A 22100-nucleotide genomic window follows, 5' to 3' on the forward strand; every position below is an offset into this window, starting at 1 on the left:
TCTAAAAACTGCAACTAAACAATTTTAACAACAAACCCAAACTAAGCAAATTTATGAATTTTTATGATCTAACCCGCCATCGGCCTAAAACCTGCTGGAGGGGTCAAATAATGCGTATTATGAGGTTAACCGTCATCATAATGACCACCATGCTGATACAGGTAAGTGCCAAAGGCCTGGCCCAGAAAGTAACACTATCGGAGAAAAATGCCCCATTGCTGCAGATCTTCAATCAACTCAGCAACCAGACCGGCTACGACTTCTTTTACTCCAATGAAAGCCTGAGCCTGGCAAAGCCGGTGAGTATAACGGTTCGCAATTCACCATTAAATGAAGTGCTGGAAAAAATATTTGAAAAGCAGGATATTGTATATGTGATAAAAAATAAAGCAGTGATCATAGCCAGGAAAGAGGCCTCACTGCTCGACCTTATCAAAAGCTACCTGCAACGGATTGATGTAAGCGGAAAAGTACGCGACGAAAGCGGAAAGCCGCTGCCCGGGGCTACCGTGCGGGTTAAAGACGGAAATAAACTGGTAATCACCGCTGAAGACGGAAGCTTCTCTTTCAAAGGACTTGATGAAAAAGCGATACTGGTAATTTCTTACCTGGGCTATAAAACCACTGAGCTGCCGGTGAAACCTGTAATGAACATTATCATTGAAGCCGAAAATGCCCGGCTGGAAGAGGTCGGGGTCATCAGTACCGGTTATCAGAAAATAAAAAAAGATCAGTTGACGGGGGCAGCCTCGGGCATTGATCAGAAGGATTACCAGCAGCGTGTGGCCGTAACAGGGAACTTTCTGGAAAGCCTGGAAGGAAAGGTGCCTGGCTTAATTTATAACAGCGCTTCCCGCGAGATCTCTATTCGCGGAGTAAGTACATTTGATGCCGTAAAACGACCATTGATTGTGGTTGACGGTTTTCCAACAGAGATCGACCTGAGTACAATTAACCCCAACGAGATCGTATCCATTAGTGTGCTTAGGGATGCTGCTGCAGCATCGATTTACGGTGTTCAGGCATCCAATGGGGTTATTGTGGTGGAAACAAGGCGTGGTAAATCCGACAAATCCGGTAAGCCTGTATTTAATTTCAGGACTACCCTGGGGCTGGAGCAAAAGCCGGATTTCGGCTATATGAATTATATCGGCTCTGCAGAGCTGATCGACCTGCATAGGGCTATAGTTAAATCTGGCTATGATAGCCGCGATTATTATAACGAATACAATCCCATAGATCCGGCAAGGGTGATTTTGTTTGACCGCGATGAGCAGCTGATTACCGAGCAGCAGGCCAATGAAAAACTCGCTGCGCTGGGGGCATACAATAACCTTTCAGATTATGAGAACCTCTTTTATCGGAAACGGCAGGTAGAGAACATTAATTTTGATGTGGGCGGCGGAAATGAAAAAGGAACCTACTTGCTCGGGCTTAACTATATTGGCGAAAGACCGCAGGAGGTCGGCTCAGCCAACAAACGGGTGGTCTTAAATGTAGCGAATACCTATCAGTTCAGTAAAACTTTTGCGTTCGACTTCCGGGGGATTTATACCAACAATCAGATCAAAACCGGCAAAACTGCGCCCTATGCCGATTTGCTGCCTTACGAACGCTTAATTGATGAAAATGGAAACGCGCTGCCTGCAACATTTGGCGAGTTGAAGGAAACTTTTTATGCCATCAATGAAACCTACAACAACCGGGCTAAAGCCCTCGGATTGTACGATCAGCGCTATTATCCTTACGGAGAACTGTTTGCCAATACAAACAAAAGTTCCTTAAATTCGTTCAGGGTACAGGGGCGGCTCAACAGTAAAATTACCAGCTGGCTAAACCTGGATCTTGGCGGAGCATACGAAAATGAGCAGGGGATAACCGATCAGTTAAAGACAGAACAGGCTTATAGCGTACGCTACCTCATCAACTCAAAAGTAAGAAAAGACCCGACCAAAGGTACCCCTCTGTTTACAGATCTGCCACAAGGCGATATCTTAACCAAACAAACGCTAAGAAATGTAGCCTATACACTGCGTGGACAATTCAATGTAAATTATTACACTGAAAACAGGAAGCACAACATATCGGGTATCCTGGGTGTAGAGCAACGCAAAACGCAATCCGACTCCTACAAGACAACCTTTTTTGGGTACGACGGGCAATCGCTGATCAATAAACCGGTCAATTTCCAGGTACTGAACTCTACTGTTACCCCCGCTTTTCCCGAACTCGGGAATTATGGCTCCAGGTTTAGTCAGGCAAATTACTTCAGCGAAGCATACAGCGACCGCAGGTTCCGGTCCTTCTACGGTCAGGCAACCTATGTGTACGACCGCAGGTATGTAGCTACAGGCAGCTTGCGCATAGATCAGTCCAACCTGTTCGGGGTAGATCCGAAATACAAAAATAAGCCTCTATGGTCGGCAGGGTTAAACTGGGTATTGGGGGAGGAAGCATTTATGAAGCCCCTGAACTGGGTAAACAGCTTGCAGCTGAGGGCTGCCGTTGGTTTTAACGGGAATGTGCCCAGCAGTTTTAGCGGACCATTCCTGCTGCTCAGTTCCAGACTGAACACCATGTTCAACAGTGCGCTGCTGATGTACGATGTACTCTCACCCGAAAACCAGTCCATTCGCTGGGAGACCACCTATAACTATAATTTAGGTTTGGATTACGGACTGCTGGACAATAGGATTTCAGGTAGTGTTGATCTGTATTATAAAAAGACCAGGGATGTTTTCGGGGTCATGTCTGCCGATCCTACACTGGGCTTTAATCAATACAGTGCAAATACGGCCTCCATTGAAAACAAAGGCCTGGAGCTGATGATCAATAGTTTAAATGTGAAAGGCACAAATTTTAGCTGGCGTACGGCGCTTACGGCAGCATTTAACCAAAATAAAGTACTGGAAGTTCAGCCCAAAGACAAAACCCTGTCTTATGATATCGTAACAGGGACCGATCTCCAAAAAGGGTACGCCATGAACGCCATTTTCAGCTATAGATATGCCGGCTTAAATGAGCTGGGGCAACCGGGGGTCTACGATAGGAATGGTAATGTTAAAATTCTGAATACCGAGGGCGTGATTGATGACGTAGGCTTCGACGACCTGGTGTATAGCGGAACAACCACACCTAAATATGTAATTGGATTGAACAACCAGTTTTCTGCCGGTCCTTTTGATTTGTCCTTCCTTTTTATGTACTATGGAGGGCATATCATGCGGGTGCAGCAGGCCGACCCGAATGATGCGAATGTAGGTTATCCTTTGAAGGGGGCCTCGGTTTACTGGAAACAAGAAGGCGATGAGGCCACTACAAATGTCCCGGGCTTTCCGGTATATGGTACGCCAGGCGATTTCAGCTATGCGGCAAGGGATGGCTTTACCTATGCCAATCAGTTTGTAAGAAAGGCCGATTACATCAGGCTAAGGGATGTTATCCTGACTTACAACCTCAAAGATAAGGTGTTAAAGCGGGTAGGCCTAAATCATGTCCAGCTGCGCCTCCAGGTTCAAAATCCGTTCAAGTATACCTTTAGCGGGAATGACATTGATCCGGAATCGATAGACCGCAGGAAAGGCATAAGAACCCTCCCTCAGCAGTCTTTCTACAGCTTAACATTTTCTGCTAATTTTTAAGATCAATCAGATGAAATCATTACTAAAAAAAGAAATACCAGTCTGCCTGTTTGTTTTATCATTGCTCTTTTTCCTGCCTTCCTGTAAGGATTTTCTGGAGGTAAAGCCAAAGGGGGTGATCATTCCCGAAAAGCTGAGCGACTACGAAAATATACTGAACTCATTTACCATGACACAGACTTTTCCTTCAGCATTGCTGTACTGTACGGATGACTATTATGAGGATTACAGTCCGATAGACCGTAGCGTTCAGGCCAATATGTTTTTCTGGCGCAGGGAAGTAGATGTGAACGACCAGCTCAGTCCGGCCATATGGGGACAACTGTACCGTGTCATTTACGATGCAAATGTGATTGTTAAGCATGTGATGAACGCAAAGGAAGGTACAGTGCAAAAGAAGAAGGAAGTATTGGGAGAGGCCTTACTGGTTCGCGCCAACGCCTATTTTACCTTACTTACCGCCTTCGCAAAAGCTTATGACCCTGCAACCGCTGGTACTGATCCCGGACTGCCGCTGATCACTTCCAACGATGTCACAGAAGTTGCCCCTCAACGGTCAAGACTGCAGACTACGCTGGATAGCATCATCAACAATGCCCAGCGCGCAGTGGAATACCTGCCTTTGAATAACCTGAACCGTTACCGGAGCACCAGGGCGGGAGCCCAGGGTTTTCTGGCCCGGGTATATTTGTATATCGGCGATTATCAAAAGGCCGGCAGCTACTCGGAAGAAGCTTTGAAAGCAGCGCATCAGCTCATCAATTACAATACCCTTGGCAGCAAAGACGATCTCCCGGTTACAGACCTCAATCCTGAGATCCTCTGGCAGCGGGCCAGTGATGAGTTTAACCTGCCCAATTTTATGTTGTATTCAGACAACCTGAAAGGATATTTCAATGCCAGCGACCTGCGTTATACTTTGTTTTCCGGTACAAATGCCAAAGGCCTTTACAGGTCGGTAGCCCGCGGGTGGGGGAATTTTGGCATTACATTCCCGGAACTTTACCTGAACGTGGCCGAGACGGCAGCCCGCGCAAACCAATTGTCGAAAGCAATGGAAATGCTGAATAAAATCAGGGTGTTAAGAATTAAAAGTAACGCTTATCAGCCCTTAACGGCCTCCGATCCTGAATCGGCCCTGGCGGCAGTACTTGCAGAGCGGAGGAGGGAACTGGCTTTTGGCGATTTAAGATGGATGGACATGAAACGTCTGGACAAGGAAAACCGCATGCCGGATGTACAGAGGATCAACAGAAAAACAGGTGCATTACTCGCAACATTGAAGGCACATAGCAAGGATTACACCTTGCAGATCCCTGTCAGGGTACGGAATTTCAATCCGAAAATGGAACTTAATTAAGTTAATCAGATCCAAACTCATGAAAACAATAGTGTATATCCTGCTGATGCTGGGCGGTAGCTGCTATGCTCAAGCCAGTAAAACCGAACTAAAGGACGACCTGTTAAAAAACAAAGAGGTCCTGCTTGCAAAATACTTTCCCAGGGCAGGCGGAAAGTACTTATACAGCATGTATGTCATGCCACCCAAGCATTTTCTGAAAAAAGTTGAGGGCTATAAGTCGGCCCTGAACGGCCAGTATGCCAGCGAAAAAGACCCTGCGCTGAAAGCGCTGATGATTAAGGATGCAGATTTTTCTGCAAGAAATGTGCTCAGCTGGTACCTGGAATTTTATGGATTGGATTCTATGGGGGTAAAGCGCTTTCACGATCTGCTGGAAACTAAAAAATACACAGCTGCCCAGATCGACTCTGCCCAGAAAAATGCTTATGTAAAGCAATTGAGTGAAAAGGACAGGAAATACCTCAGCGGAATGGTCAATGACGGTACATCTGTAAACGACGAATCTTTATTTAAACGTTCTGCAGCGTATAGGCAATGGCTGGACAACTACCTGATACACCTGAGTGAAACAAAATATAAGGCAGATACCAGTTCCGGGGGCCACTTTGAGGAGCTGCTGAAAATTAAGCAGATCAACCTTGAAATCAGGAACCCTTTTATCAGGACTTACCTCAATTACAAAGCAACAGCAATGATTTTGAAAGCAGTAAAAGACAATGCCGTTAAAGAGGATGCCTACAACAACTTTAGGGCATTGCCCGGTAACACTGCTTACCTTGAAGAGATCCGGCAGATTTATGCAAACTACAAAAGGATGAACGGTAAAGGGCTTGCGCCTGATTTTACCTATGCCGATGCCGATGGTAAAATGGTCTCCTTGAAAAGCCTGCGTGGTAAATATGTATATATTGACGTATGGGCAACCTGGTGTTCGCCCTGTAAGGCCGAAATTCCTTTTTTAAAAAAGCTTGAACAGGAGTTTCATCACAAGAACATTTATTTTGTGAGCTTGTCGGTCGACAAGATGGCCGATCATGGCAAATGGATGGATTATGTAAACCAGCATCAGCTTGGGGGGATACAATTGATTTCGGACAAAGACTTTAAAGCTGATTTTGTAAAACAGTTCAATATCAGTGGGATTCCAAGGTTTATCCTGATCGATCCCGAAGGCAGAATTGTGTCGGGGGATGCCAGAAGGCCCTCCGATCCGGAACTGAGGAAGGAGCTGGATCAACTCCTGAAGTAAAGCATATTCAAGCATAAAGGCCGGGTTTGCCCGGCCTTTTTTTGTCGCGAATGCCCCTCTAATTTGTCAGGTTGATACAGCATGCCGGATTGGCTGCACAGCTAAATTTGCGGCGTACATAAATCAATAACAGATGATACTTCAAAATAAAAATGCAGTAATTTATGGAGCAGGGGGATCATTGGGAGGGGCAGTTTCCCGCGCACTGGCTGCTGCCGGGGCACGTGTATTTCTTACCGGCCACCGCCTGGCTTCGGTTCAAAAGGTCGCAGATGAAATCCGTGCAAGTGGTGGAAAGGCAGAGCCGGCAGAAGTGAATGCCCTTGATCCGACGGCAGTTAATGATCACATCTGGTATGTCGCCAGTACGGCAGGCAGTGTCGATCTTTCTTTCAATCTGATCAACACCCAGGATACACAGGATATTCCTTTGGTAGACATGTCGCTCGACGATTTCACCCGACCCATCAATATTGCCATGGAAACCCATTTTTTAACCACTACTGCGGCTGCCAGGATAATGATGAAACAAAGGTCTGGTGTAATCCTGTCGCTAACTGCCACCCCGGGAGGCACAGCATACCCATTGGTGGGCGGTTTTGGCCCTGCCTGTTGCGCGCTTGAAGGTTTTTCCAGGGACCTGGCTTCGGAGCTTGGGCCCTATGGTGTACGTGTGGTAAACATCAGGTCGGCCGGATCGCCCGATTCAAAACCATTTATGGATGCCCTTGCCAGCGGAGGGCCTGAGGTTGCAGGTTTCATCAAAAAACTGGAAGAGGACACCATGCTCAAAAAGCTGCCTATGATCAATGATATTGCCAACGTAGCAGTATTTCTGGCCTCAGAGCTTTCAGGAAAAATAACAGGGGTTACCATTGATGTAACCAGCGGTACCACAAGTGCGCTGAATTATAAAGTTGAAAGGATCCCTTTTGTAGCCAAATAGGCTACAGATTATCTTCAAAATTGTATATTAGTTTTGAAACTGAACCATTTTGAAGATGATGAGATTGAAGTACATGCTGCTGCTTTGCTTTTGCCTGCCTTTTTTTTGCTATTGCCAGCAGGCCGGAGCAGATACTGTTGCCAAAAAGAACAGCTTTAAAATAGCCCCTTTTATCATACCGGCCGTATTCCTTGGCTATGGTGCAATGGCCGGGGGCGATAATTTTGTTCATGACCTGGACGTAACCACCAGGGCCGAATTGCAGGAAGACCATCCTTTTTTTTCTGTGAAGGCCGACAATTTTATGCAATATGCACCTGCAGCAGCGGTGTATGCACTAAACCTGTCAGGGGTAAAGGGCAAGCATAACCTGGTAGATGCCACCGGCATTTATGCCATATCATTTGGTTTAATGAAGGCCTCAACCCTTATTGTTAAATCGGCCACACACCGCTTGCGTCCTGATGGCAGTACCTACAACTCCTTTCCCTCCGGTCATACTGCGACTTCATTTGCGGCAGCAGAATTTTTAAAGCAGGAGTATAAAGATGTCTCCCCCTGGTACGGCTATGCGGGTTATACGGTAGCTACCGCAACAGGGATCATGCGTTTGTACAACAACAGGCATTGGGTAAGCGATGTGGTTGCCGGTGCGGGCTTTGGCATTATTGCTACCAAAGTCAGCTACCTGGTGTATCCAAAATTAAAACAACTGATTGCCGGAAAGCGGCAGCAGGATTTTAGTTTGGTGCCAATTTACCAGGAAAAAGCTTTTGGTTTCTCCTTTGCCAGCCGTTTTTAATTGCCTGCCACCGAAACGATGTGTTTCACCCTCTTCTTGTAAGCCCAGTAAAACACTATGGGATAAACAAAAAGATTGAACAGGGTATTGGTTACCAGACCGCCAATCACCACAATGGCAAGTGGTTTGGAAGCCTCGGAACCTATCCCGGTTGATAAGGCAGCAGGCATTAAACCTATAGCGGCCATCATGGCCGTCATGATTACCGGCCGCATCCTGCTGGCCACACCATCCCTTATGGCATCGGCAAAGCTCCAGTCGGCACGGTGTTTCAGTTCAGCTATATTGCTTTTAAACCTGCTGATGAGGATCACCCCGTTTTGCACGCAGATGCCAAACAGGGCAATGAAACCGATACCTGCAGAGATATTGAAGTTTACCCCGGCAAGGAGCAGGGCTGCAATTCCGCCAACCAGGGCAAAAGGAACATTATTTAACACCAGCAGCGAATCTTTGATACTGCCAAACAATACAAAAAGAATGAAGAAGATGAGCAGCAGACTGATGGGTACTGCAGTCGATAGCCTGGAAGTTGCCCTCTGCTGGTTCTCAAAATCGCCAGCCCATTCCAGTTTGTAAGCTTTAGGAAGCCTGATCTGTTCCTTTACCTTAGCCTGCGCTTCGGCAATGGTACTGCCCATGTCGCGTCCGCGGACAGAAAATTTGATTGCCCCGTAGCGCTGGTGCTTGTCGCGGTAAATGATACTCGGGCCCGTTATTTTGCGTATGCCGGAGATTTCGCTTAAAGGCACTTTGGTGCCCGACAGGGTAGGGATGCGCAAAGCGCCTATAGATACCTCATCGCTTCTGAAATCCTCAGGATAGCGGATCCTGAGCTCAAACTTCTGTTCCCCCTCATAAATCTCTGTAGCGGCTTTTCCGCCAATGGCCATTTCAATAATGGAATTGGCATCCTCGGTCCGCACCCCATATAAGGCCATTTTATCCTGGTCCAGGTTAATCTGCAACTCAGGCTGTCCAAGGTTCCGTAAAATGCCCAGGTCTTCAATGCCCGGAACGGTTTTCAGGATGTCGAATATCTTTTCTTCCTGCGCTTCAATATAAGCGTAATCATTGCCAAACATTTTTACTACTATAGAGCCTTTAACACCCGAAACTGCTTCTTCCACATTGTCGGATATGGGCTGTGAAAAGTTCAGGCTAATGCCCGGGAAGCTTTTTAGTTTTTCCTGCATGCGCCTCACCAGCTGTTCTTTGCTCTCTTTACGTTTCCATTCCGATTTGGGGTAAATGTCTACCAGGAATTCCATATTGTAAAAACCTGTGGCATCCGTACCGTCATTGGGCCTTCCGGTTTGCGAGAGCACCTGCCGTACCTCCTCAAAACTTAAAAAGATCTTTCGGATCTCGTCGCTCAGTTTTTTGGTTTCATTCAATGATACGCTTAAAGGCGCACTGGCCCTTACATAAATAGAACCTTCGTCCAGACTGGGCAAAAATTCTGTGCCCAGGAATTTAAAACTCAATAAGCCGGCAAACAGTACAACCATGGCGCCTGTAAATACGGCTTTTTTAAACCTGAAGGCTGCATTAAACACCTTCATTACCGCCCGGCTCAGGTATTCCAGAAAAATGTTGTGTTTTTCTCTTACATTCTTTTTCAGCAATACACTCGCCATAGCAGGTACCAGTGTAAAGGTGAGCAGCAGGGCGCCCAGCAGGGCAAAGCTCAATGTCCATGCCAGGGGCGAGAACATTTTGCCCTCTACCTTTTCAAAGGTGAAAACAGGCATCAGCCCGGTTATGATGATCAGCTTTGCAAAAAAGATGCCTTTCCCATTTTCCAGGCAGGCTTTTTTAATGAGGCCCAGCTTGCTCATGCGGTTGAATTTTTCAGTGCCGTTTTTAGCGGCGCTATGGTCAAGGGCCACAAAAATCCCCTCCACCATAACTACGGCCCCATCTATGATGATCCCAAAATCGATAGCGCCCATAGAGAGCAGATTGGCCGACATGCCCTTAAGTTTTAAGCAGATGAAGGCAAACAACAGCGCAAGCGGAATGATGAGGGAAACGATGAGTGTCGTTCTCCAGTCGGCCATAAACAGAAATACAATCAGGGTTACAAAAATGATCCCTTCCAGCATGTTGTGCATTACAGTATGGGTCGCAAAGTCGACCAGGTTTTCGCGATCATAAAAGGGACTTATCTTTACATCTCCCGGAAGGATATGCTCGTTTACCGCTTTGATTTTAAGCTTCAGGTTCCGGATTACCTCGCTGGGGTTTTCACCCTTACGCATCACCACAATGCCTTCCACCACATCCGGGTCGCGGTCACGTCCCACTTGTCCTAATCTGGGCAAAGCCGATTCTGTAACCTCTGCAATGGTTTTTACATATACCGGGCTGCCGTTAAAATTGTCGACAATGATGTTTTTAATGTCGTCTATATTGTTCAGCACACCAATGCCCCTTACCACATAGGCCTGTCCGCCCTGCTCAATCACGTCGCCACCCACATTTACATTACTTTTCGATACCGCATCAAACAGCTCGGTGGCGGTTACGCCGTATTGCAGGGATTTCTGCGGGTCAACCGTAATCTGATAGGTTTTAACTTCGCCTCCAAAGCTCACCACATCGGCAATACCAGGTACCGAGAGGAGTTCCCGCTGTACCACCCAATCCTGCAGGGTTTTCAATTCCCTTACCGATTTCTGGTCGCTTTGAAGCGTGTATCGGAAAATTTCACCCGTCGGGCCATATGGCGGCTGTACCTCGGGTTTTGCGCCGGCAGGCAGATCTGCCTCGTCCAGGTGGTTGTTTACCTGCACCCGTGCAAACTGGTAATCTACATCATCTTCAAAAGTGATTTTTACGACCGACAAACCAAAAAGGGAAGAGGAGCGGATGGAAGTCCGTTTTTCGGTAGGGTTCATCGCTATTTCAAGGGGCCTGCTCACAAACTTTTCCACCTCTTCGGCGCTTCTTCCCGGCCATTGGGTAATGATGGTGATATTGGTATTGGTTACATCGGGGAAAGCCTCAATGGTGGTGTGCTTAAAGCTGAGATAGCCCGCTAAAACCAGGATGAAAGTGGCAAAGAAAATGAAGTACTTGTTCTTCAGGGCAAAGCCGATGACAGACTTAATGGATTGATTCATCAGTAAAGGTTTTTAATAAGGTTATGGTTTCAGGCTATCGTAAAGGAAGAGCTGTTTCGAGGCAATTACACGATCACCCGCCCGCAGGCCATTGCTGATGTAGGCTTTGTTCTCAAATTTCCTGCTCAGCTCAACCTCCTGGATACGAACCTTTTTAACCGGATCCAGCACCAAAGCAAAGTATCTGTTGTTGTCAAAAATGAGACAGTCGGCGTTCACTACAGGCAGGCTGTTGTTGTTCCTGCCTGCAATCTGAACCCGGCCCATCATGCCGGGTTTTAACAGTTGTGCCGTATTCGGGATCACAACGCGGGCATTCATTACTTTACTTTCGTTGTTCAGCATGCTGTAGACCTTACTGATCTTTCCTTTGAAGACCTCGTCGGGGTACGAAAGAACAGTAATGCTGACCTCATCCCCCTCTTTAACCCTGGCAATATCACTTTCATAAATGTTGAGCATTGCCCATACGTCCGACAGATCGGCAACGGTAAACAGGTTCTCACTGTTATCAGGCCTTACCTGCATGTTATCGGTCAGGTTCTTTTCGATGATGAAGCCGGAAATCGGTGATTTCAGCGTATAGATCCCATTTTTATTTCCCCCGTTCAGGTTCAGGAGGGTACGGTTCCTTTTATCTTCTGCCAGTTTCACCATTAGCTCGTTATTGGCCTGTTCCAGTTCGCGTGCCGATGCCAGTCCGCTGTTGTACATATCTTCTGCCAGTTTTGCACTTCTCTGAGCATTTTTCAGCTCCGCCGATGAACTGATGGCCTCTTTGTCGAACCCGGCCATTTCTGCACTGGTCATGACAGCCAGTACCTGTCCTTTGCCAACCCTGTCGCCCAGTTTGACCGGAACACGTTGTACATAACCGCTTACCATGGGGTATATGCGGGCTATCTTTTCCTCATTGGCTGTAATCCTGGCCGAAAAGTTCAGCTCGGTTTGGTTATTGGCCCCTTGTACGGTATCGATCTTCAATCTGCCGATCAGTGTATCTGTCAGTTCAAATTTTTCTTCTTTAGGCAGTTCCCTGCTTTGCTCAGTACAACCAGACCATAAAATGGCAGACAGTATAAAGGCGGTACCGATATTTTTTAGTGTGTGTTGCATTTGTGTTATTTAAATAGCGTAGAGCCGGTTACAAAATTGAGTTCTTCCCTGGCGTTCATCCTTTCATATTTCAGTTCATTGATCTGCAATGTGCTGGCTTTATAGGAATCGTAAAAATCCAGGAACTCAATCAGGCTGATGTTCCTGTTTTTAAAGTTTCTGATCACTTCTGTAATCAGTTTATCGAAATCGCCGCTGAAATTCGGATCTATGCCCTGGTAGAGGTTTTCAGTTCTCAGGGCCGAGGTAAAGGTCTTATAAACTTCGTTTTCAAGCTTCAGATTTTGTTGTTTCAGGTTCGTTTTACCTTCTTCGAGGGCGATTTTTGCTTTTTTGATCTCGCCCTGGTTCCGGTTAAATAGTGGAAGCGGCACTTTGATGCCGATGCCGGTATATTTTTCAGGATAACTTCCCTGCAGGTCATAGCTTAAGGAAAGTTCTACATCAGGAACTGCGTTGGCCTTTTGTAGTTTAAGGTTGCTTTCGGCATAGCTGATGCCAGTTTGTGCCAATTGCAAATCGGCCCGGTTCAGCCTTGCCGAGTCCAGCAAAGCAGCATAAGATTGCTGCTCCGGATGGTAATCCTTTTCTTCAGCACCGGTGAGTTCCAGCTTCAGATTGGCATCCGGCCTGGTATTCGTCATCAGCTTGATTTCTGTTTGCAGGTCTGCTATATTGTTGAGGAGGCCGGTGTATTCTACCTGCAGACTGTACAGCAGGGATTTGATCCTGATCATGTCTTTCATGGCCACGTTGCCCGCTTTAAACTGCTGTTCATTGGCGCCTAATAATATTTTCAGGGAGCGGATCTGCTCTTCATATACTTTTGCCGATTGTTGCTGGTAGTAAGCTTTGTAAAATGTTGAGCCCAGGTTAAAGCGAAGGCTGCGCATCAGGTCGAAATATTGGTGTTCGGCCATTTTAACGCCTGCACCCGCCAGTTGTATATTTTTGTTGCGCTTGCCTGCAAGTCTGATCATCTGCGACAGCGTAGCCTGATATTGACCTGTGGCAGCATTGGTTTGCAGCCATTTTTTGGTGTCCTTGTTGTAGAGCTGGTTTTCGTAGCTCAATTCAGGGTTGTCAAATAGCCTGGCTGTAATGACTTCGGCCTTTGCCTGTTCAATTTGATAATGCTGGGCAATCAGCTGCTGGTTTTGCGCTGCAAACATTTTTTCTGCCTGCCGGAGATCAAGCCTGAGCGTATCTTGTGCCATGCTGACGGAGGTAAAGGCGGACAGTAAAAGCGCAATCAGGATTAATGGTTTTTTCATCTCCCGCAAAGCTATCTGCAGGAGATTAAAACCGGATTAAAGCCAAATTAAAGCGGCATTAATGTTTAGGGAAAATAACAGTAAAGGTAGCACCCTGGCCGGGCTCTGAGTTGACCCGGATGGTACCTTTATACAGCGTAATGATCTTATGGGCCATGTACAGCCCCATGCCGCTGCCTTTGTGCTGGTGCTGCGCAGCCGAACTGTAGAAGGGCTTAAAGAGCTCTTGAAGTTCCTGTGCCGCAATGCCGCAACCCCGGTCTGTAAAAGATAGGGCCATGCCGTCTTCCGTAATTTTTAAAGTGCAGTGTACGGGCTGCCGATCGGAAAATTTAAATGCATTGGAGAGGATATTGTTGAAAGCAATCTGTAGCAACACAGGGTTCGCCTGTATGCTGAGCGCCGCTTCATCCTCGGGCAGATCGTTTGTCGTAATGATAAGCTCGCAGTTTTCTTTTTCTTTCCATTCTGACTGCAAGGCCCATAACATTTCATCTATACGTACAGGGCTTAAGGCAGCTGATGCAAATTCAAGATCGGCCTGGGCCAGGCTCATTAAGCTGCTGATGGTCTGTTCCATTTTTCCCGCATCTTCCAGGACCGAGGCCAGTGCATTTCTGTAATCTTCCTTTTCCCTGTCCTGCGAAAGTGCAATCTCGGCGGCTATGCTCATCCTGGTTACGGGGGTCCTCAATTCGTGGGATGCATTGGCTACAAAAGTTTTTTGCAGCACAAAGGCCTGTTCCAGGTGTTCCATCAGGTTATTGAAATTTTGTGCCAGCAGGCTGATCTCATTTTTATCAGGGCCTTCCTGTACCCGGAAATGCAGGTTGTTTGATTTGATCTGTTTAACTTCCCCAATAAAGCGGTCCAGCGGCTTTAATATTCTTTTGGCAATCCACCTGCCCGATAAAAGCAGCCCGGCAAAAATGACCACGAAGATGATGATCATGATCTTTTTCAGCTTATCAAGCCGGTAATAAGTACTCCGGTCTATGGCAGAGGCCAGGATCACAAAATCGCCCTGGTTGTCTTTATAAAAGATCCCTACCACCTGGCGCCTGCCGTCCTTAAATTGTATTTTCTTTTGCTTTCTGACCTTATTGATGGTCTCATTGTCCCAATACTGCTGCTCGTCGCCAATAAATGTGGCGCTGTTCTTTGAGTTGTAAATGCGGATGACTTCGCTGTTCAGGGTTTCCAGGTATTGGTCCCTTACTTTTTTCAGCGAGTCAGACGAGATTTCATCTGCTTCCAGGTAAAGCTTGGCCGTTACCATGGTACGGTCTTTAAGCCTCGAAAAAAAATCAATCTCCATAAACCGGGCAAACATAAAATATACCGCGCACAATACAGCCAGAAGGGTCAGGGTGCTGATCAGTGTAAAGTACAAAGCCAGGCGGTCTTTAATTTTCATTTTGCCTATTTAAGTATGTAGCCCATATTGATTTTGGTATGGATGACTTTTCTTGAAAAGCCTTTCTCAATTTTATTGCGTAGAAAATTTACGTAAACGTCTATCACATTGGTGCCGGTATCGAATGTGATGTCCCAGGCATGCTCGGCAATGTATTGTCTGGACAACAGCCGGTTCGGATTCCGCAGGAACAGTTCCAGTAAGGTGTATTCCTTAGCGGTGAGCGCAATGTGTATACCCGCCCTCTTCACTTCTTTGCTATAGGTATTCAGGGAGATGTCCTCAAATACCAATTCATGCTCTTTTTTTTCTGGCGTTACCGCATACCTGCGCAGCAGTGCTTCAATCCTGGCCAGCAATTCTTTAAAATGAAAAGGCTTGGCCAGGTAATCATCGGCACCGGCATTTAACCCCGTTACCTTATCATCCACATTTCCAAGGGCAGTCAGCATTAAGATGGGCAGGTTTTGCTGAACCTGACGCAGTTGGCGGCAAAGTGTGATGCCATCTATGCCCGGCATCATAATGTCCAGGATCAGCAGGTTGAAGCCCGTACTGTCAAAGTTCTCCAGCAGCTGCCTGCCATCTGTAAAATGAACTACTTCATAGCCGCTTTCCTCAAGTCCGGTTTTAACCAGGCTGCCAATTTTAAGGTCATCTTCTGCCAGTCCAATCTTAAACATACCGCAAATATAGGGCTTAATCGGAATTGGCGTCAATTGCCTGGCAAATCCAGGTAGGTTTAAATGCTGATCTTAAGTTTTTTGGTCAGATAGTCGCGCGTAATCTGTCCGCTTTCCAGAGGCGTACGGCCTTTAACCGGAACAGCATCCAGTTCAACAATGGCGTATCCGTTAAAATGAATTGTTTTTAAAGCTGCAAATACTGAAGGGAGGTTAACGCGCCCCTGTCCAAGCTCTACAAAAATGTATCCTTTTGCATCTGCGGTATCCTTTACATCTTTAATGTGCAGGCAGTCCAGCCGGTCTTTGTATTTTATAATTGCTGCTGCAGGATCACCACCCCCTTGCTGATAATGGCCAATGTCCAGCAAGAGCTTTACATATTTCGGATCGGAATTTTTTAAGATCACATCCACTTCTTCAGGGCTTTCGCCAAGTTGTCCCATGTGGTTATGATAAGTTGTTTTTATACCGATCGCTGCAGTACGTTTGCCAATCTCATTCAATAATGCAGCATATTTAACCAGGTCTTCATGGCTTACCTTACCTGTTTTAGGACGGGATGAATTGGTAATCTGGATGCTGTTGCCACCCAGGATCTTCACAAAACGGGCGCTTTCCAGGTGTTTGCTGATCTCGGCCTCATCATTGCCTGTATTGATGTTCGCATTGCCACTTGAATACATGGGCAGAGCGAGTTTGGCATCTTTCAGCAAACGGATCAGCTCTTCAGGCTTTTGTCCGAATTGGGTATGGGCATTTGCCCTAAGCTGTATGCCTTTGAAACCCAGACCGGAGATCTCCTCAATGGCCTGTTTAATGTTGTCGCCCCAGGTAATTGCCGCGTATCCGTATTGGATTGAGGCAGCAGGCAATACCGCGGCCAATAAATCGGAGGGGGCCAGCAGTGGCGCGGCTGATAAAAGACCAATTTGGGTAAGGAAGCTACGACGCGATTGTTTCATTTTTCTTTTTTAGGGGTTCAGGTGTACAAATTAAGTTTTTTTTGATACAAAAAAAGAGGTGCCGTTAAACACCTCTCTTACCATCAAACCTCACAAAACTATTTACTTTTTTTGCCCTCTTTATTTGCTTTGTAGCGCATGTCAGGCGTGCCGTCTTTTTTAACTGGTCCGGCTGGCTTTACTACAGCTTTTACTTTGTTTTCTTTTAAACGCATATCAGGCGTACCGTCTTTTTTTAAGGTACTTGCTTTTGCTGCTGTTGTAGTGGTTGTAGTTTTTACAATTGCGGTAGCGGCCTTAGTTTCGGGTTTCACTGGCGCAGTAACGGTCTTAACCTCTTTTTTTACCATTTTTTTTGCAGGGGCAGCCGCTGTTTTTGCTGCCGGTGTCTGGGCAAATGTGGTGCTTAAACCTAATGCCATAATTGCGATTAAACTCAATAACTTTTTCATGATCTTTTTATTTAAATGCTGTTCATTAATTATGAGGTAAAGTTGAGGGATTAGCATGAAGAATACATGAAGAATAGATGTATAGGATAATAATCTTACCTTTGCACAAATTTTATGAAAAAGATCACTGATTACAGAAAACTATTGGGTGTACAAAAGGATACCGAATTGAAAGAATTAAAAACCATTTACAGGAATTTAATGAAAGACTGGCACCCGGATAAATTTCAGGACAGTGAAGCAGCCAAACTGGAAGCGGAAACCAAAAGCAAGGAAATCATTGAGGCTTACCATTTCCTAGTGAGCATTGCTCCTGAAACACTGGCGCTTTCTATAGAAGAATATACACAAACCATTACCAGCTGTGGCATTGCTGATTATAACTGGGCAGGTCTGGTACTTACCGTACATTTCCTGGATGGCAGCGCCTACGAATATTTTGGTGTTCCCAAGGCCATTTATGTAAAGCTGGTCAATGCCGATTCGCCGGGAAGGTTTGCACGCAGGCATATATTTCCTGCTTTCCCGTACAGAAATATAGCCAAATTACAGTCCGCCTAAATGCTGTAAAAAATGCTTTACCTGTAGGTTAAGGTAAATAATTGTGCTATTTTGTGGCATTGAACTACCAAACCAGCGAACCATTGAAAGTATTAATTAAAAACCTCAAAAAAGGCCTGGCATTGTGCTGCAGCAGCCTTTTTTTATTTTATTCTTGCGGAACAAGCAAAAAGGCAACTGTTGTTGCCGATCCAAAAATTGTAGCAGATCAGCCGCAGGTGGGCAGGGAATTCAGGGCAGCCTGGGTAGCTACTGTTGCCAACATCAACTGGCCCTCGAAACCAGGATTGAGCAGTATGGACCAGCAAAAGGAGGCTATCTTTCTGCTCGATTTCCTGAAAAAGAATAATTTCAATGCGGTGATCTTCCAGGTACGTCCGCAGGCAGATGCGCTGTATAAAAGCAGCCTCGAACCCTGGTCGGCCTTCCTTAGCGGAAAACAGGGGCAGGCGCCCAGTCCATATTATGATCCTTTACAGTTCTGGGTAGACGCAGCCCACGAACGTGGCCTGGAGCTGCATGTCTGGCTGAACCCTTACCGTGCGCACCACACCTCAGGCAAAACTATCAGCGAGCAGTCTATCGTTAAAAAACGTCCGGACCTTGTGGTAAAACTGAAAGACGGGCAATACTGGATGGACCCTTCCAATAAGGGTACGCAAGACCACGCCGCTGCAGTGGTGAAAGACATTGTAAAGCGGTATGACATAGACGGCGTACATTTCGACGATTATTTCTATCCTTATGATTCTTATAACGGCGGGGCCGATTTCCCGGATGAAGCCAACTGGGCAGCCTATCAGAAAAGCGGCGGTAAACTGTCGCGGGGCGATTGGCGCCGGCAGGGGGTAAACCAGTTTATAGAGCGGGTGTACAAAGAGATCAAAGCTGAAAAGAAATATGTAAAGTTTGGCCTGAGCCCGTTTGGCATCTGGAAGCCAGGTTATCCCGCTTCAATCGAAGGGATGGACCAGTACAATAAATTGTATGCCGATGCAAAACTCTGGCTGAACAAAGGTTGGATAGATTATTTTACCCCTCAGCTGTATTGGGGCATCAATACCATCAAACAAAGCTTTCCGGTGTTATTGGGCTGGTGGGCCACTGAAAATACCATGAACAGGCACCTTTGGCCAGGAATGAACGTAGGGCTGGGCGGCGACGATAAGAATGTAGATGAGATTGTAAACCAGATCATGATTACCCGCGGCATGCTGCCCAATAGCAATGGTGCAGTACACTGGAGTATCGGGGGTTTAACCAAACACGAAAAGCTGATCCGCGGAATTGCCGATGGTCCCTATAAAAAACAGGCACTTGTTCCTGCCAGTCCCTGGCTGGATGATAAAGCACCCGCGGCACCTGATGTGAAAACGGAACTTCAGCAGGGGCAGGTAAAGATCAGCTGGAACCATGCTGACGCGGCCGACGTATTTAAATGGGTGGTGTATTACCAGTATGGCAATACCTGGAATTATGTAGTCCTGAGCCAGAAAGACCGGTTTTTGATGAAATCCGCATCAGAAGCAGGACAGAAACTGAATAAAGTAATGGTTACCGCGGTAGACCGTACCGGAAATGAGAGCATAAAAATAAGCGCCAGCCTGTAGGGCCGGCGCTTATTTTTAATTAGGCTTTTTTGTCTTCACCAGGTTTGTTGATTATGGTGTCAACAGGACTACCTGCCTCGTCAGTACCTTTTAAATAAGTAGGGAGGTTCAATCCGGCCATATTGAACAGGTCATTCAGCGGAGGAACGGTTTTCATCATACCCGATACAAAATTGGCTGTTGATGAATTGCCATTCTCGCCGTTGCCATTACCAGAATCCCAAACCGTGATCTTATCGATTTTGATGTTCTTGACAGCCTCTACCTGGGTTTTTACCAGTTCCGGTAGTTTTTCAATCAATAACAACTGGAATGCCTTGGTCGGGTCGCCACCAGCAGCAGCTACTACTTCCCGGTAACCTTCGGCCTGCTTGGTCAGTATTTCAAATAAACCTTTTGCTTCGGCTTCCATCTTTGCATAGATCGCATCGGCTTCACCCTTTGCATTCTCCCTGATGGTCTCAGCATCTGCCTGTGCCTGTATAATTGCTTTCTGTTTTGCGATCTCTGCCGGGATTACAATGTTCGCAATCTGTGTCGACCTTTCTCGTTCTGAACGGGCAGTTTCGGCCTTTTGTTCTGCCAGGTAAGCTGCTTCCAAAGCCTGTGCCTGTTGTACCTTTTCAGCAGAAACAGCTATTTTCAAAGATTCCGCTTCTTTTTCACGACGTAAAGCATCAGAGTTGGCAATATTGATTTTTGCCTCATTCTCTCCTTTTACCGCAAGGGCATTCGCCTCAGATGTTTTGATACGGGTATCCCTTTCTGCTTCGGCCTTACCAATGGCTTCATCTTTCACTGCCGCTGCGATGCTTACTTCCCTGTCTTTTTGCGTGATGGCAATTTTTATGTCGCGTTCGCGCTGGGTTTCGGCTATCTGTACGTCTTTTTCCCGGTCGGCAATGGCTTTCCCGGTTTCCCCGATTTTGGTCTGCTCGGCCACACTGATCAGGGCTTCGTTAATCGCCTTTGCAGCAGCTTCTTTACCAAGGGCTTCAATATAGCCCGATTCGTCCTTGATGTCCGTAACGTTAACATTGATCAGTTTAAGGCCGATCTTTTTCAATTCGGTATCTACGTTCTTGGAGATATTGTCCAGAAATTTGTCCCTGTCGGAATTGATCTCCTCTATGGTCATGGTTGCAATAACCAAACGCAGCTGCCCGAACAGGATGTCCTTGGCCAGCTCCTGAATGTCGGTAGGGGCAAGGCCCAGCAAACGTTCTGCAGCATTGTTCATGCTGTCGGTTTCTGTAGAAATGGCGATGGTGAAACGGCATGGAACATCCACCCTGATGTTCTGCCTGCTCAGCGCATTCACCAGATTGGCTTCTATGGAAATGGGTTTAAGGTCAAGGTAAGCGAAATCCTGGATAACCGGCCATATAAAGGCACCGCCACCATGGATACATTTTGCTGATGTGCCGCCGGTTTTTCCGTAAATGACCAGGATCTTGTCAGAGGGGCATCTTTTGTAACGGGCAATCAGGGCCGATAAGGTTACAAAAATAACGATAACACCCACAAGAATGAGGGTAAGAGGTGATTGTAAGAGGTCTTGCATGCTAAATTCTTTCTACGAGTACGAGGTTTTGGTTTATTGTTTTAATGATTCTGATGGTTGCCCCGCTTTCCAGTAGTTCTCCATCGGTAATGGCATCGAGTTCTTTAAATGAGCCATGGATGCTGACATGGATTTTTCCATTGCCGCTGCGGTTTGCAGGGATGCGCAGGTATACTGAGCCGGATTTGTCCAGTGTACTTTCTATTTTAAAAGTATTGTCTTCCGCCAGTTTCTGGATTTGCCGGATGATGACAAAGAACAACAGGATAAAGCCTATGCCCACCGCTACGGATAGCGCAATTAACAGTGGTTTGTTATCGATAACCCTGAAAAATGAAATACCGGTCCAGCTTAACCCTAAAAGGAAATTGATCAGGTTCCGGAAAGAGAAGAGCTGAAAAGGCGCATCAGCATGATCTAAATTGCCGTCAAAATCTGCATCTATACCGTCCGCTGAATCAATACCGATAAAGGTCATGACGGTTTGAATTGCAAATACCAGGCTTACAGGAATTGCGATAAACCAAAAGATCCTCAATAAAGGGTCAAGAGTGTTAAAATAGTCCATAGGCGTAAAAATATAATTTTTCTGAAGATAAAGAAAAATAAAGGCAAGACAGAAAACCTGCATTGCTGAATTTAAAATTTGTAAATTTGCTTAAAGGGGATTTTAAGCATGAAGGCCTACCATACGCTTGCTGATATTGAACTCGTTGCTTTATTAAAAGAAAGTAACCGGGATGCCTTTGCGGAAATATACAACAGGTATAAAGGTATTTTATTCGTTCACGCCTATAAACGTTTGCTGAACAGGGATGAAGCCGAGGATGCTGTACATGACTTATTTGCTGCTTTATGGGCCGGCAGGGTAAATTTCAATTTGCAGACCGGTAATTTACCGGGCTACCTGTACAGTGCCGTAAGGAACCGGGTGCTGAAGGTGATTGCCAAAAGACAATTTGCCGAGGGCTATTTGGCCTCGGTGGCAGAAATGGAAAACACGGCAACCGACTACAGGGCCAGAGAGAACCAGTTAAAAGCGATTATCGAAAGGGAAGTGGCCCTGCTGCCTCCCAAAATGCGCGAGGTATTTGAACTGAGCAGAAATGCCCAGCTCTCGCATAAGGAAATTGCCGCTCAGCTGGAGGTTAGCGAAAAGACAGTGAAAAACCAGATCAATAATGCGCTGAAGATACTGAGGGTAAAATTAGGATTGTTCGTATTCCTCTATTTCCTGATCAATCATTAGGATTTATTTTTTTATTTTTTTTCTGGGCCCTGAACCGGGTTCAAGGGTCTGGTCTATAATTGCAGGATAAATCTGCCTGA

17 protein-coding genes are annotated in these 22100 nt (G+C 46.2%); 8 read left to right on the forward strand and 9 right to left on the reverse strand.

Translation table 11 applies throughout. From position 1 onward, the window contains the following. Positions 1-119 precede the first annotated feature (119 nt). From B9A91_RS20705 to B9A91_RS20725, 5 genes are all read left to right on the forward strand, one after another. Positions 120-3641: a SusC/RagA family TonB-linked outer membrane protein gene (locus tag B9A91_RS20705; RefSeq protein WP_159451752.1), complete on the forward strand. Its 3522-nt coding sequence runs from the start codon at positions 120-122 to the stop codon at positions 3639-3641. A gap of 10 nt (positions 3642-3651) precedes the next feature. Next, complete coding sequence (locus tag B9A91_RS20710) at positions 3652-5001, forward strand: RagB/SusD family nutrient uptake outer membrane protein (protein WP_084240949.1); 1350 nt, start codon at positions 3652-3654, stop codon at positions 4999-5001. Between the two features lie 19 nt (positions 5002-5020). After that, complete coding sequence (locus tag B9A91_RS20715; protein WP_084240950.1) at positions 5021-6253, forward strand: TlpA family protein disulfide reductase; 1233 nt, start codon at positions 5021-5023, stop codon at positions 6251-6253. Positions 6254-6386: 133 nt separating this feature from the next. Beyond that, positions 6387-7199: an SDR family NAD(P)-dependent oxidoreductase gene (locus tag B9A91_RS20720; RefSeq protein WP_084240951.1), complete on the forward strand. Its 813-nt coding sequence runs from the start codon at positions 6387-6389 to the stop codon at positions 7197-7199. Positions 7200-7254: 55 nt separating this feature from the next. Further along, positions 7255-8001, forward strand: coding sequence for a phosphatase PAP2 family protein (locus B9A91_RS20725; protein WP_084240952.1), 747 nt, complete (start codon positions 7255-7257; stop codon positions 7999-8001). On the opposite strand, the gene B9A91_RS20730 is transcribed toward B9A91_RS20725, so the two are convergent. From B9A91_RS20730 to B9A91_RS20760, 7 genes are all read right to left on the reverse strand, one after another. Continuing rightward, the gene (locus tag B9A91_RS20730) at positions 7998-11129 is read right to left on the reverse strand and encodes an efflux RND transporter permease subunit (RefSeq protein WP_084240953.1); all 3132 of its coding nucleotides are present in this window, start codon (positions 11127-11129) and stop codon (positions 7998-8000) included. The genes B9A91_RS20725 and B9A91_RS20730 overlap by 4 nt on opposite strands. A gap of 21 nt (positions 11130-11150) precedes the next feature. Then, positions 11151-12245 carry an efflux RND transporter periplasmic adaptor subunit gene (locus B9A91_RS20735; protein ID WP_084240954.1) on the reverse strand — a complete coding sequence of 365 codons (1095 nt, stop codon included), beginning with the start codon at positions 12243-12245 and terminating at the stop codon, positions 11151-11153. A 5-nt stretch (positions 12246-12250) separates the two neighbouring features. Beyond that, on the reverse strand, positions 12251-13519 hold the full coding sequence (locus B9A91_RS20740; protein ID WP_084240955.1) for a TolC family protein: 1269 nt from the start codon (positions 13517-13519) through the stop codon (positions 12251-12253). A gap of 58 nt (positions 13520-13577) precedes the next feature. Next, positions 13578-14936 (reverse strand): sensor histidine kinase, encoded by a 1359-nt coding sequence (locus tag B9A91_RS20745; RefSeq protein WP_084240956.1) that lies wholly within the window; start codon positions 14934-14936, stop codon positions 13578-13580. Between the two features lie 5 nt (positions 14937-14941). Continuing rightward, positions 14942-15619 carry a response regulator transcription factor gene (locus B9A91_RS20750; RefSeq protein WP_084240957.1) on the reverse strand — a complete coding sequence of 226 codons (678 nt, stop codon included), beginning with the start codon at positions 15617-15619 and terminating at the stop codon, positions 14942-14944. 59 nt (positions 15620-15678) lie between these two features. Then, entirely contained in the window at positions 15679-16584 is a 906-nt protein-coding gene (locus tag B9A91_RS20755; protein ID WP_084240958.1) for a sugar phosphate isomerase/epimerase family protein, read from the reverse strand. A 98-nt stretch (positions 16585-16682) separates the two neighbouring features. Next, the gene (locus B9A91_RS20760; RefSeq protein ID WP_084241221.1) at positions 16683-17036 is read right to left on the reverse strand and encodes a hypothetical protein; all 354 of its coding nucleotides are present in this window, start codon (positions 17034-17036) and stop codon (positions 16683-16685) included. Between the two features lie 114 nt (positions 17037-17150). Between B9A91_RS20760 and B9A91_RS20765 the strand changes: the two genes are divergently transcribed. Both B9A91_RS20765 and B9A91_RS20770 read left to right on the forward strand, forming a co-directional pair. Further along, positions 17151-17597 carry a KTSC domain-containing protein gene (locus B9A91_RS20765; protein WP_084240959.1) on the forward strand — a complete coding sequence of 149 codons (447 nt, stop codon included), beginning with the start codon at positions 17151-17153 and terminating at the stop codon, positions 17595-17597. A gap of 83 nt (positions 17598-17680) precedes the next feature. Next, positions 17681-19207: a glycoside hydrolase family 10-like protein gene (locus B9A91_RS20770; protein ID WP_200815703.1), complete on the forward strand. Its 1527-nt coding sequence runs from the start codon at positions 17681-17683 to the stop codon at positions 19205-19207. Positions 19208-19226: 19 nt separating this feature from the next. Here B9A91_RS20770 and B9A91_RS20775 read toward each other — a convergent pair whose 3' ends face one another. Together B9A91_RS20775 and B9A91_RS20780 are read right to left on the reverse strand one after the other, a co-directional pair. After that, positions 19227-20771: a flotillin family protein gene (locus tag B9A91_RS20775; protein WP_084240960.1), complete on the reverse strand. Its 1545-nt coding sequence runs from the start codon at positions 20769-20771 to the stop codon at positions 19227-19229. Position 20772: 1 nt separating this feature from the next. Next, complete coding sequence (locus tag B9A91_RS20780) at positions 20773-21339, reverse strand: serine protease (protein WP_084241223.1); 567 nt, start codon at positions 21337-21339, stop codon at positions 20773-20775. Positions 21340-21447: 108 nt separating this feature from the next. Between B9A91_RS20780 and B9A91_RS20785 the strand changes: the two genes are divergently transcribed. Then, positions 21448-22020 (forward strand): RNA polymerase sigma factor, encoded by a 573-nt coding sequence (locus B9A91_RS20785; protein ID WP_084240961.1) that lies wholly within the window; start codon positions 21448-21450, stop codon positions 22018-22020. Positions 22021-22100 lie beyond the last annotated feature (80 nt).

This window comes from Pedobacter africanus (assembly GCF_900176535.1).
Classification (GTDB): domain Bacteria; phylum Bacteroidota; class Bacteroidia; order Sphingobacteriales; family Sphingobacteriaceae; genus Pedobacter; species Pedobacter africanus.